At 60.9% G+C, this 11,824-nt stretch carries 12 protein-coding genes; 6 read left to right on the top strand and 6 right to left on the bottom strand.

The features are described 5' to 3' along the window. Nucleotides 1-8: 8 nt before the first annotated feature. The 3 genes from ggt to BMZ10_RS13155 form a co-directional block, all read right to left on the bottom strand. A complete protein-coding gene (gene ggt / locus BMZ10_RS13165; protein ID WP_093462696.1) occupies nt 9-1,676 on the bottom strand; it encodes a gamma-glutamyltransferase in 1,668 nt (555 codons plus the stop codon). A gap of 176 nt (nt 1,677-1,852) precedes the next feature. Then, complete coding sequence (locus BMZ10_RS13160; RefSeq protein ID WP_093462693.1) at nt 1,853-2,752, bottom strand: NAD-dependent epimerase/dehydratase family protein; 900 nt, start codon at nt 2,750-2,752, stop codon at nt 1,853-1,855. Between the two features lie 116 nt (nt 2,753-2,868). Then, the gene (locus BMZ10_RS13155) at nt 2,869-3,777 is read right to left on the bottom strand and encodes a DMT family transporter (RefSeq protein ID WP_093464132.1); all 909 of its coding nucleotides are present in this window, start codon (nt 3,775-3,777) and stop codon (nt 2,869-2,871) included. Nucleotides 3,778-3,916: 139 nt separating this feature from the next. Between BMZ10_RS13155 and BMZ10_RS13150 the strand changes: the two genes are divergently transcribed. Beyond that, nucleotides 3,917-4,807: a LysR family transcriptional regulator gene (locus BMZ10_RS13150; protein WP_093462690.1), complete on the top strand. Its 891-nt coding sequence runs from the start codon at nt 3,917-3,919 to the stop codon at nt 4,805-4,807. Nucleotides 4,808-4,988: 181 nt separating this feature from the next. Here BMZ10_RS13150 and BMZ10_RS13145 read toward each other — a convergent pair whose 3' ends face one another. Then, nucleotides 4,989-5,885 (bottom strand): LysR family transcriptional regulator, encoded by an 897-nt coding sequence (locus tag BMZ10_RS13145; RefSeq protein WP_093462687.1) that lies wholly within the window; start codon nt 5,883-5,885, stop codon nt 4,989-4,991. A 167-nt stretch (nt 5,886-6,052) separates the two neighbouring features. Then, nucleotides 6,053-6,637, bottom strand: a complete 585-nt coding sequence (locus BMZ10_RS13140; RefSeq protein ID WP_093462684.1) for an NADPH:quinone oxidoreductase MdaB — start codon at nt 6,635-6,637, stop codon at nt 6,053-6,055. Between the two features lie 199 nt (nt 6,638-6,836). On the opposite strand from BMZ10_RS13140, the gene BMZ10_RS13135 reads away from it, so the two are divergent. Next, nucleotides 6,837-7,151 (top strand): putative quinol monooxygenase, encoded by a 315-nt coding sequence (locus BMZ10_RS13135; protein WP_093462681.1) that lies wholly within the window; start codon nt 6,837-6,839, stop codon nt 7,149-7,151. A 6-nt stretch (nt 7,152-7,157) separates the two neighbouring features. Here BMZ10_RS13135 and BMZ10_RS13130 read toward each other — a convergent pair whose 3' ends face one another. Beyond that, a complete protein-coding gene (locus BMZ10_RS13130) occupies nt 7,158-7,922 on the bottom strand; it encodes a sulfite exporter TauE/SafE family protein (protein WP_093464129.1) in 765 nt (254 codons plus the stop codon). A 224-nt stretch (nt 7,923-8,146) separates the two neighbouring features. Between BMZ10_RS13130 and BMZ10_RS13125 the strand changes: the two genes are divergently transcribed. The 4 genes from BMZ10_RS13125 (at nt 8,147) to argH (ending at nt 11,674) form a co-directional block, all read left to right on the top strand. Then, nucleotides 8,147-9,070, top strand: coding sequence for a LysR family transcriptional regulator (locus BMZ10_RS13125; RefSeq protein ID WP_093462678.1), 924 nt, complete (start codon nt 8,147-8,149; stop codon nt 9,068-9,070). A 60-nt stretch (nt 9,071-9,130) separates the two neighbouring features. Continuing rightward, nucleotides 9,131-9,475 (top strand): cupin domain-containing protein, encoded by a 345-nt coding sequence (locus BMZ10_RS13120; protein WP_093462675.1) that lies wholly within the window; start codon nt 9,131-9,133, stop codon nt 9,473-9,475. 235 nt (nt 9,476-9,710) lie between these two features. Beyond that, nucleotides 9,711-9,965, top strand: coding sequence for a glutaredoxin 3 (grxC, locus tag BMZ10_RS13115; RefSeq protein ID WP_093462672.1), 255 nt, complete (start codon nt 9,711-9,713; stop codon nt 9,963-9,965). A gap of 281 nt (nt 9,966-10,246) precedes the next feature. Then, entirely contained in the window at nt 10,247-11,674 is a 1,428-nt protein-coding gene (gene argH, locus BMZ10_RS13110) for an argininosuccinate lyase (RefSeq protein ID WP_093462670.1), read from the top strand. The last annotated feature ends 150 nt before the right edge of the window (nt 11,675-11,824 follow it).

Raw genomic sequence — 11,824 nt, 5'->3', positions numbered from 1 at the left:
AACGATAGTTACTTCACCACCATCCCCACGCCGCGCCCTCGCGGGTCGGACGCCGTTTCGACTTTGGTGCCGTTGATCCTGATCGCCTGCACGTTGCCCATCGACCAGCCTTGATCCTTGATCGTATACCCCATGGCCTTCAGCTCGTTGGCGACAGGTTCAGGCATCGGGGCAAATTTCTCGGTGAAAATCGTGTCCTTCGGCAGCAATTGATGATGCACGCGCTGCGCCGCGACGGCGTCTTTCAATGGCATGCGGAAATCGTAAATGTTGTTCAACACCTGAAACACCGTGGTGAAAATTCGCGAGCCGCCCGGCGTCCCCAGCACCAGCGTAACGGCGCCGTCGCGGGTCACCAGGCTCGGGCTCATCGATGACAGCATGCGCTTGCCCGGCTCGATGGCATTGGCGTCGCCTCCGACCACGCCGAAAGCATTCGCAACGCCCGGTTTGGCACTGAAATCATCCATTTCATCGTTCATCAGAAAGCCCGCGCCTTTGACGACGACGCCGCTGCCGTAATCCCAGTTCAGCGTGTACGTATTGCTGACCGCATCGCCTCTGGAATCAACGATGGAAAAGTGCGTGGTCTGATGCGATTCAAGCCCTGCTTTGACGTTTTCGGTGGGTGAAATGGCGTTCGGGTTCACCTCATGGGCGCGCTGGACGAGGTAGGTATGGTCGGTCAACTGGCTGACCGGCGCCTGGGAGAAATCCGGGTCGCCCAGATAGTTGGCACGGTCGGCGAACACGCGCTTTTCGATTTCCGCGAGCAGGTGAACATAGCGCGCCGAATTGAGCGGCACGCCTTTGAAATCGTCGCTCAGCTGTTGCTTGATGCCGATCAGTTGCGCGAGCGCCACACCGCCTGAGCTCGGCAGCGGCGCTGTGTACAGGGTGTTGCCGTCGAAATTGACGCGCAACGGTTTGCGCCACACCGCTTTGTAATCGGCCAGATCCTGCCGGGTGATCAGCCCGTTGTCGCTCTGCATCTGCGCAACCAGCAGGTCAGCGGTCTCACCTTTATAGAACTCGTCGGCGCCTTTGTTTGCGATGCGCTCAAGGGTCTTGGCCAGCTCGGGCTGACGGAAGATTTCGCCCGCCTTCATGTTGCCGAAATAGTCGCCGAAATTGGTCTTGCCGTTCAGTTGCTTGATGGCTTCGGCGCCGTACAGGTATTGCTTGTCCGCCACGGTAAAGCCGTTCCTGGCGTAGCCGATCGCCGGCGTCAGAAGCTCGGCCCATTTCAGCTTGCCAAACTTGCGATGCGCTTCCCATAGCCCCATGACCGTACCGGGCACCCCGCTCGCTCGCGCGCCTACCAGGCTCATGCCTGGAATCACCTCGCCCTTGGCATCCAGATACATGTCGCGCGAAGCGGCCTTGGGCGCGGTTTCGCGGTAGTCGAGAAAGTACGGCTTGCCTTTGATGAACAGGGTCATGAATCCGCCGCCACCAATGTTCCCGGCTTCGGGATAGGTCACTGCGAGGGTGAAAGCGGTGGCGACTGCGGCGTCGACTGCGTTGCCGCCTTTCCTGAGGATCTGTGCGGCGACTTCAGCGCCGTATTGGTCCGGTGCGGCAACGGCGCCGCCCTCCAGCGCGATGGCATAAACCGGTGAACTGGCGGCAAAGATCACCGCAAGGGCGAGGGTTTTCAGGGTCACGACTCGCATAAGGCATCCTTTGTAGGCGGGCGGCGACAGCTTGTGTCAGACGGGCTGTCCAATGGCTGTCGAGACTAACGGTACGACTCCTCATTAATGATGAAACTTCCCGCAAACGCAAACGGCCACCCAAAGGTGGCCGTTATCCTGCGTAGCGCTCACAACACGCTTTGAAGATCGCAGGATCAGGCTTTGATCATGTCGTGCTCGATCCAGTCGATCACCGACGTGCGTTTCGGCACCCAACCCAGCAACTCCCGAGCATGCTTGCCACGCACGCGACTGTTGGAGCCCAACCCGTAATTGGCCATCTCGTAGCCCCATTCGGCTTCGGCGTCCTTCAGCGGCCAGTCTTGCGCCGTGCCGAGCCCCATGGCCTTGGCGATCGCGTTGCTCATGTCGAGGAAGGATGCTTCGCCGCTTTCGACGAAATAGAACGTGCCTGCCGGATTCTTTTCCAGCGCCAGCGCGTAAACCTCGACCACATCGTCGATGTGAACGTTTGACCAGATATTGCCGCCCGTTCCGACGTGGCGCACGATCCCGCTCTTGCGCGCCTGTTTGACCAGTCGTGGCAACTGCACGCTGTCACGATTGACGCCCAGGCTGTGGCCGTAAATGAGGGTGTTGCACAGGACAGCCGAGCGTACGCCGTCTTTGGCGGCGGCCAGGACCAAATCATCGATGGCGACGCGAGCAGCCTTGTCCGGGGTCGCGGCGGGCAGTTGGTCTTCGTAGTAAATCTTGTCACTGCCTTTGCCACCCGATGCGTCGCCGACAATGCTCGAACCGCTGGTATGCAGGAAGGGTTTGTTCGACCCCTTCAGGCCTTCGATCAGAGCCTCGACCGCGCCGCGATGGTCGCTGCTCGCCGCATTGATCACGCCATCGGCCTTGCGCGCCTGTTCGATCAGAATGTCCTTGTCGTCCAGCGTGCCCACCACCGCAACGATACCCAACGCCTTGAGCTCCTGCGCCTGCTCGGCGCTGCGCACCAGACCTGTGACGTGATGGCCTTTCTGGACCAGGCCGGTTGCGATGGAGCCACCGATAAAACCTGCGGCGCCGGTAATGAAAATGTTCATAGGGTGACTCCCGTTGGCTGTGAATGATGGACTCAGTATCGACCGATGATTCGGTACGAAAAAGAGAGGTCAGCCCAAAACAATCTTGCGCACAGGTCACGAATCCCCAGTTGCCGTTACCCCGGCAGCCGCCGCTCCCGCCGCAGATTCAGCGCCAGCACGCTGCTCAGCACCACGATCGAACCCACGATGACCATTGCCGACGGCATTTCACCCAGCAGCGCCGAGGCGATGGCAATCGCCATGGGCGGCGTCAGGTAAAGACTCATGGAGGCGCGGCTGACCTCCATGTGCTGCAACACATAAGCCCACGCCAGATACGCCAGCGCGCTGGGGAAAAAGCCCAATACCCCCACGGCAACGTTGACCCGCAATGGCGCATTGAGAATCTCGCCCCACAATCCCGGCAGGTAGACGAGCAGGAAGACCGTCCCCGCCCAGACCGTGTAACAGACCATCGTCAGCCCGTCATAACGATGGCTGTAGCGCTTTTGCAGCGAGAAGTACACGCTCCAGGAAAACGCCGCGAGCAACACCAGCAGCCCGCGCACGTCGATGTGCCCGAATCCGCGATCGCCGGTGATGACAATGGCCACGCCCACCAGCCCCCACGCCACGCATGTCCAGCGCCATGCACTCACCCGCTCCTTGAACACGAAATGCGCAAGCAGCGCCGTGAACAGCGGCATCGACTGGATCAAGACGCTTGAGGCGCCGGCGCTGACCCCGGCCTGACCGAAGTTGAGTGCGATGTGATGCAGGCTGACGGCGAAGAAGCCGAGCACAGCCAGCAGCGGCAAATCCTTGAGGCGCGGGAGAGAAATGCGCAGCGACGACGCGATCAGCGCCATGAACACCGAGGCGATGAGAAACCGCAGCAGCGCCAGATGACCCGGGTCGTAGCCTTGGAGACCGATGCGAATACCGGTGGGGGAGAAACCCCAGCATGCCACCACGAAAACGGTCGCCAGCGCGACCTTCAGACCCTGCCAGCGCAGCCTGGCCAAGCCTGGATCAGCGGCCATATTCACCGGTTCGTTCGCGACGCTCATTTCGATCCTCCTGCCGAACGGCCCAATGCCTGCTCGTGCAGAGGAGTATCGAAATAACTTATGCTCACCACAACCGAACAATAATGACTCAACCATTCACTTTTGGTGATGCATGGAATTGGCCCAGATTCGCATGTTCAAGACGGTTGCCGACACCGGCAGCATCGCCCGCGCCGCCCAGGTTTTGCATTGCGTGCCATCCAACATCACTGCCCGGGTCAAGGCACTGGAATCGGAACTGGGCACTGAGCTGTTCTTTCGTCATGGACGCGGTTTGCGCATCAGCCCGGCAGGCGAGATTTTCCTGACCTACGCCGCGCGCATGCTCAGCCTGGCGGACGAAGCCAGGCGCGCGGTGCATCCCGATGCGGCGCCGTCCGGCCCCTTGCGCATCGGCGCCATCGAATCCTCAGCCACCTCGCGCTTGCCGCGCCTGCTCGCCAGATTCCATGCGCGTTTCCCGCAGGTCTCGCTTGAGTTGACCACCGGCACCGGACCGCAATTGCTTGAGGCCACCCTGAACCAGAAACTCGACGGCGCGATCGTCGCCATCGACGTCAAACGTGCGCGCCTCAAGCGCATCTCGATGTACCGCGAAGACCTGGTGCTGATTGCCGCCGAATCTTTAGGCCCGATCAACAGCGCTGCCGACCTGCAGGGCAAATCGATTTTCATGTGGCCGGAAGGCTGCCCATACCGTGCGGCCCTTGAGCGATGGCTGCTCAACCATGGCCAGGCGCATCCGATTATCAGCATTGCCAGCTACGGTACGATTGTCGGCTGCGTGAGCGCAGGCGCGGGCGTCGCGCTGGTGCCCAAAGGCGTCTTCCAGCAGTACCAGAAAGGCTCAGGTTGGGTGGGCTATGAATTCCCCGAGCTGACGTCCATCGACAACCTTTTCTACTGGCACGAAAACGCCGAACACCACCCGGCGAGGGACGCGTTCGTGGAGATGTTGAAAGCGGAATTCAGCGACGCGAACCCTGGACCCATCCCCGCTTAAGCCGGTCCTGCTAGCGCAACGCACAATTCTGTATGACCGGCTTTAGCCGGGAACGGGTCTTTTTTCCTGCCGCTAAATTGATGGCGTTTACACCGGCCTGTTCCCGGCTGAAGCCGGTCCTACCTACCCACCTACGCGCGCACCCTGTAGGAAATGGTGTAAGGCCGCCTGCGCGGGCGCCTCAGGCTGCGTAATTCGCCAGCTTTTGCTGGATGAAATCCAGAAAGCACTGGATTCGCAGCGCCAGTTGCGAGTTGCGGTAATACACCGCGTGAATTGGCTGCCGATAGCCGCTGTTGGATTCCGGCAGGATGACCTTCAGGCGGCCCAGGCGGATGTCTTCGTGGGTCATGAAATGCGACAGACAAACGATCCCCTCGCCCGCCAGAGCCAGTTGACGCAAGGTCTCGCCACTGGACGCCGACACCGTCGGCTGGATGAACAACCGATCCCCGTCGGCGTGGCGCAGCGGCCAGTGGTTGAGCGTCTCGGTCTGAGTGAACCCCAGTAACGAATGCTCGCTCAGCGCCTGAACGCTCTTCGGCGTGCCATGCTTTTTCAGGTATTCGGGGCTTGCCAGAATATTCAGCGGGCTGGTGCCCAACGCGCGGGCGTGCAGCGTTGAATCTGCCAGCACGCCGATCCTGATCGCAACATCGGTGCTCTGTTCCAGCAGGTCGATGATCAGATCGTTGCTGTTCAACTCCAGCTGGATATCCGGATACAGCGCCCGAAATTCGGCCACATACGGCACGATGGAATGCAGCATGAAGGGCGACGCCGCATTGATGCGCAAGCGACCCGATGGCGTCTGCTGGCGCAGCGACATCCGCTCTTCCAGCTCCTCCATTTGCCCCAGAATCTGCTTGGCGCGCTCGAGGAAAAACTTGCCTTCCTCGGTCAGGTCCATGCGACGCGTGGTGCGGTTGATCAACGTGGTGCCCAGTTTGCTTTCCAACCGCGACAAGGTGCGGCTGATGGCGGAGGGCGTCTGGCCGACCTGTTCGGCGGCCGCTGAAATCGAGCCGCTTTCAATCACTGAAACGAACACCTGTAACTCATCGGATCTGGCTTTCACTGTTGACCTCCGCTCAAAACAGCCTGGATATTAGCCCTGTTCAAAGCAAAAGCCACAGACATCGCCGCTGCCGCCCACTGCGCAGAAACACCTTGAGTGCGCCACCGAATGCCCGGCTGGCCCTGCTTTTGCGGGCCGGTGGTGCCGAGTGGGTTGCGCGATGTTCCTCAGAGGCCGAACACCGCTGCCAGGTGCGCTTCGTAGCGTTTCACGTCGGCATCAATCTGGGGCACCTTCATTACGTCGACCGCCAGAAAGGTCGGCAGACCGGTCATGCCCAGAAACTGATTGGCTTTGTGGAACGGGAAGTAAACGGCGTCCACGCCCTTGGCTTCGAAGAAGTCGGTCGGGTCGTCGAACGCTTGCTGCGGCGCGTTCCAGGTGGCCGAAATCATGTACTGCTTGCCGTGCAGCAATCCGCCGCTGCCGTATTTCTGTGAGCTGTCGGAACGGGTGCGGCCGTCGTTCGCGTAGAGGCTGCCATAGCCCTCGGTGAACACCTCGTCGACGTACTTTTTTACCGTCCACGGCGCGCCCATCCACCAGCCCGGCATTTGCCAAACGATGACGTCGGCCCACAGGAATTTCTGCACTTCCTCGGCGACGTCGTATCCATCGTCGATGAAGGTTTGCCGCACGTCAAAACCGGCGCGATCCATGAACGCCAGGCCCGCGTCGTGCAACGTTGCGTTGTAGCGGCCTTCAGAATGTGCGAATTGCTTGCCGCCGTTGATGAACAGAATCTTTTTCATGAAAACCTCGTCGTTGCCCTTCCTCAGAACCGCTGAGGAAGCGTCTGAACCGGGCGTCATAAATGGGGATGGACGGCAGGATAACGATGCAGGAGGAGACAGAAAAGAGGGTTCGCAGCAAAGCTCATTTGCGCCGAAGTCACGAATGATCGAAGGATTGTTGCCTTAGAATTTGTGCACTTCCATTCGAGGACACACCATGAGTGATTTGCACGGGTTCATTCTTCACGCTCAGACAAAGCCCGAAAAATCCGCGGAATTCGAAGCGCTGTTCAGCGGCTACGTCGCTGCAAGCCGCAGTGAAGAGGGCTGCATCGAGTACCACATGCTTCGGGATCAGCAGGATCCGACGCTGTTTATCTTCTACGAGATCTGGCAATCGAAGGCGCATCTGGACGTGCACTCGGGGCTGCCGCACATGGCCGAATTCTTCGAGAAGCGCATGGAGTATCTGGCGCGGGATTTTGAAATACGCCGCGTCGAAATGATCAGCCCGTCTTCGGCTGTTCGCTGATCTCTGCTAACCCGCCATGATCAGATGCGCGCCCAGCAGCGCCATGCCGATAAAGAAAACACGCTTGAACAACAGGGCGCTGATGCGTTGGCGCAGCCATTGCCCGAACACCATGCCGAGCAATGCCGGGATCAGCGCCAGCAGCGAAGCCCCCATCTCGGCGCCGCCCACGGCACCGTTCCAGAACAACCCGGCGCCCAACGCCAGAGTGGACACGGTGAACGACAACCCCAGCGCCTGAACCAGCTGATTACGGTCCAGCCCCAGCCCCTGAATGTAGGGCACGGCCGGAATCACGAAGACGCCGGTGGCCGAGGTGATCAGGCCGGTGACCACGCCACACAGCGGCCCGAGCCATTTCTCTGCGGGAGGCGGCACGTGCAGCGTGGGCAGGAACAACCCGCACAGCGCGTATGCCAGCAGCGCAACGCCCAGCGCCCGGCTCATGCCATGACCGCTTCCAAGTCCCAGCGCGTACGACCCCACTACCGTGCCGACGACGATCATCAGCAACAGCGGCCAAAGACGTGCGCACAATCCGCGCAGGTGCCCACCCGCCGCCAGTTGCCAGAGATTGGTGAACGTTGAGGGAATCAACAGCAAGGCGGCTGCCTGTGTCGGTAACATAGCCACACCCAGCAGCCCCATCGCCACTGTCGGCAAGCCCATGCCGATCACGCCCTTGACCGCGCCAGCGAGCAAGAAGGCGACCATGACCAACAATGACAGGCCCCAGCCGATATTTTGATACAGCGCAAGAAATGTATTCATGGGCATAGGATGAGCGAATCGGGCAGGCGTTTGAATCTGCAATATATTGAGGCAGACTTCGGCCTGGGCGTAGGCACATTCTCACGCCGTTGCGAGGCGTTCATCCGCGCCCTGCCCGTCTGCGACCTGAACCTGCTTTGATTGGTTGGCTCGGTAGGAGCCTCTCCGGACGCTCAGGATGTCCGACGCAATCGTTCGCCCACAGAGACTTATCGAGCCGCGCCATGCATTTCGACCTGACCGATCTGAAGCTCTTCCTGCATGTTCTTGATGCCGGCAACATCACCGCCGGTGCGGCTCGCAGCCACCTGTCACTGGCCTCGGCCAGCGCGCGAATTCGCGGGCTGGAAACCTCGCTCGGCGTTGCGCTGCTGGAGCGCGGTCGTCGAGGTGTCACGCCCACGGCGGCAGGCAAGGCGCTGGCTCAGCACGCTCGACTGATCCTGCAACAGGTCGAGCGCATGCAGGCTGATCTCACCGATTACGCGCAGGGTTTCAAAGGTCAGATACGCCTGTTGTGCAACACCTCGGCGCTGAGCGAGTACCTGCCGGAGCGGCTGGCAGCGTTTCTCGTCAGCCACCCCAACATCGACATCAACGTCGAAGAGCAGCCCAGCCTGCGAATCCTCCACGCAGTGCGCCAGGGCGCTGCGGAGCTGGGCATCATTTCCAATGCCGTCGACGCCAGCGATCTGCAAACCCTGCCGTTCTGTGCCGATCCGTTGATGCTGGTCACGCCCGCCGGGCACCCATTGGCCGGACTGGCGAGCGTGCGTTTCGGGCAAACGCTGGCATACGAATTCGTCGGTCTGGGCGCCAACAGCGCCATGGCCATCTACCTGGAAGAGCAAGCGCTGCATTTGGGGCGTCGGCTGAAAACCCGCGTGCGCGCGGAAAGCTATGACGGCGTGATGCGCATGGTCATGGGTGGCGCGGGGCTGGGCATCGTGCCGCTCGCAGCGGTCGAGCGATTTCAACAGGCGGGGAAACTCAGCGGCGTTGCGCTGAGCGATGACTGGGCCGATCGCAAGCTATTGCTCTGCGCGCCAGACTTCAACGCCCTGCCGGAATACGCAAAAGCGCTGGTGCTCACCCTGAACGGGCAGACTGCGTTTCTGGACACCTCAATGTCGAGCCCAGACAACTGACCGTCGCGGGACCTCCATAAGGTGAGCGGGCGCAACATTCGCCACTCAACCGGAGCTGAAATGAACAAGCCGATCACCGTACTTCGCGACACCACGCCCCTGCCCGTCGTCGACGCCTGCAAATGGGAGCGCATTGGCGGCGACCCGCACACCGTCAACCTCAACGCCTACACCAGCGACGATGGCACGAAGATCATGGGCACCTGGATATGCACGCCAGGCAAGTGGCGGGTCGAGTACGTGAAGTGGGAATACTGCGATTTTCAGGAGGGCTACTGCATCATCACGCCGGAAGGTCAGGCGCCGATTCATCTGAAGGCCGGTGACAAGTTCATCGTCGAACCCGGCATGAAAGGCACGTGGGAAGTGGTCGAAACCGTGCGCAAGTATTTCGTCTTCGCCTGAAAATACGCCCCGTTCTGCCGACCTCATGAACAGGCCGGCGGCGGGAGTCTCTGAATCCCCGCCTTCGCCGACGCTGAATCATCCAGCCGCTCTATCGACTTCATAGATGTTTTTGCCACTCAGCTTTTGCCGAGAACCGCTAAGATGACAACCGTAATAAATGCCCGGGCAACCTCGCGGCATTTGCGATTGCATCCAGGGCTGCTGCACAGGCCCGACCACGGAGCTCATTGTCATGTCTGAAGTCACCCTCTACACCACCAACAGCTGTCCTTACTGTGTCGCCGCCAAGAACCTGCTCAAAGCCAAGGGCGTGGAGTACACCGAGATCAACGTCCAGACGTCGATGGAACAACGCAACATCATGATGGCGCGCAGCGGCCGTCGCACCGTGCCGCAAATCTTCATCGGCGACCATCATGTCGGTGGCTTCGACGACATGGCGCTGCTTGAGCGCAAAGGCGAACTCAACGCGCTGCTGGCGGGGTAAACGCCCCGTTCGCCAAGCCTCATCTGTGGGAACGAACGTGCTCGCCCAGTCGGCGCTCAGGTCGTGAAGATTCACTGGATGTACCAGCCAGTTTGGCCGACGCTGAGTCGTTTATGAACGTTCCCGCAGTCGCGTCCACTTGGCAGAAATGGCAGGTTTCCATTTCTGCCAAGTGGACTTGCCATTTGTAACATTTCCCCGCAAGCGCGTTTTTCCTAGCATCCCTCGACGTCGTCGACGCCTGGTTCGCCAGCCACCACGTACTTGAGGAGAGAATGCATATGTCTGATGCCACCGAGCGTCTATGGGGCGCGCGCTTCAAATCGGGGCCTGCCGAGGCCATGGCCAACCTGTCGCGCTCGCCCAGCGTTTACTTCCGCATGACGCCGTATGACGTCGCCGGCTCCAAGGCCCACGCCCACGAACTGGAGCGCGCCGGGCTGCTGGACGCTGACGAAACGCAGCGCATCATTGCCGCGTTGCAGTCGATCGACGAAGACTTTGCCGCAGGCAGGGTTCAGCCCATTGCCGCTGACGAGGACGTGCACACGTTCATCGAGCGCCTGCTCACCGAGCGACTGGGTGCGCTGGGCGGAAAACTGCGCGCCGGACGCTCACGCAACGATCAGACCGCCAACGACATGCGGCTGTTTCTCAGGGATCAGATTCGCGTGCTGACGCTGTCCATCCTTGATCTGCAGAACGCCCTCGTCGAGCAGGCCGAGGCGCACATCGATACCATCGCGCCGGGCTTCACGCATCTGCAACAGGCGCAACCGATTGTCTTCGGTCACCACTTGATGGCCCACGCTCAGGCCATTCACCGCGACCTTCAGCGGCTGCAAGACTGGGACCGACGCTTCAGCCTGTCGCCACTGGGCGCCGCCGCGCTGGCAGGTTCGGCCATCGCCCGCGACCCGCAGCGCTCCGCGGCGGAGATGGGCTATCAAGGCCCGTGCGAGAACTCCATCGACGCGGTTGCCAGCCGCGATCACGTCGCCGAATTCCTGTTCTGCGCCAGCATGCTGGGGATCAACATTTCGCGCATGGCGGAAGAGTTCTGCGTCTGGACATCCCGGCAATTTCGCTGGGTCGAACTCGACGATGCCTACGCCACGGGCAGCTCGATCATGCCGCAAAAGAAGAACCCGGACATCGCCGAACTGGCACGCGGCAAGTCGGGCCGGCTGATCGGCTCGCTGACCGCCATCCTCTCGGTTCTCAAGGCTCAGCCGCTGTCCTACAACCGTGACCTGAGTGAGGACAAACACGCCATATTCGATGCCGTGGACACCTTGAATCTGGTGTTGCCAGCGTTCGCCGGGATGGTCCGGACGATGAAGGTGCGCAAGGAAGAATTGCTGCGTCAGGCGCCACTGGGATTCACCCTGGCAACCGAAGTTGCTGATTGGCTGGCTGTGCGTGGCGTACCGTTCAAGGAGGCTCACGAGATCACCGGGCAACTGGTGCAGCTGTGCGAAGCGCAAGACATCGGCCTGGAAGACCTGACACCGGAGATGCTGGCGCAGACCGATGCACGTCTGACCCCGGAGGTGCTGGAAGCCCTGACACTGGAGGCGGCCTTGGCCGCGCGCAGTGGCTGGGGCGGCACGTCGCCGGTGCGAGTGGCCGAGCAGATCCAGCGCTTCAAGCAGCATCTGACGAGCCACGAACAGTGGGCCAGGGACTACAGCGGCCCGCGCGGCTGACTCGTTCCCCCAAGTTCTGCGCTGGACCCAAAACCTGGCAACACCACGCATCTTTTGTAGGAGCGTGGCTTGCCCGCGATCTGGCGCGCAGCGGCAGCAGAATCGGATGACGCGGTGCATCAGGCAGTCCGCATAGCCCGGGTTTACGAC

This window comes from Pseudomonas sp. NFR16, assembly GCF_900108875.1.
Lineage (GTDB): Bacteria > Pseudomonadota > Gammaproteobacteria > Pseudomonadales > Pseudomonadaceae > Aquipseudomonas.
The sequence above is the reverse complement of the archived record's forward strand: the minus strand, read 5'-3'. Positions and strand labels throughout refer to the sequence as shown.

Bases quoted from the DNA above. Each gene is read 5' to 3' on its own strand.
- ggt (WP_093462696.1), bottom strand. From the start codon at position 1,676: ATGCGAGTCGTGACCCTGAAAACCCTCGCCCTTGCGGTGATCTTTGCC.
- BMZ10_RS13160 (WP_093462693.1), bottom strand. From the start codon at position 2,752: ATGAACATTTTCATTACCGGCGCCGCAGGTTTTATCGGTGGCTCCATC.
- BMZ10_RS13155 (WP_093464132.1), bottom strand. From the start codon at position 3,777: ATGGCCGCTGATCCAGGCTTGGCCAGGCTGCGCTGGCAGGGTCTGAAG.
- BMZ10_RS13150 (WP_093462690.1), top strand. From the start codon at position 3,917: ATGGAATTGGCCCAGATTCGCATGTTCAAGACGGTTGCCGACACCGGC.
- BMZ10_RS13140 (WP_093462684.1), bottom strand. From the start codon at position 6,637: ATGAAAAAGATTCTGTTCATCAACGGCGGCAAGCAATTCGCACATTCT.
- BMZ10_RS13135 (WP_093462681.1), top strand. From the start codon at position 6,837: ATGAGTGATTTGCACGGGTTCATTCTTCACGCTCAGACAAAGCCCGAA.
- BMZ10_RS13130 (WP_093464129.1), bottom strand. From the start codon at position 7,922: ATGAATACATTTCTTGCGCTGTATCAAAATATCGGCTGGGGCCTGTCA.
- BMZ10_RS13125 (WP_093462678.1), top strand. From the start codon at position 8,147: ATGCATTTCGACCTGACCGATCTGAAGCTCTTCCTGCATGTTCTTGAT.
- BMZ10_RS13120 (WP_093462675.1), top strand. From the start codon at position 9,131: ATGAACAAGCCGATCACCGTACTTCGCGACACCACGCCCCTGCCCGTC.
- grxC (WP_093462672.1), top strand. From the start codon at position 9,711: ATGTCTGAAGTCACCCTCTACACCACCAACAGCTGTCCTTACTGTGTC.
- argH (WP_093462670.1), top strand. From the start codon at position 10,247: ATGTCTGATGCCACCGAGCGTCTATGGGGCGCGCGCTTCAAATCGGGG.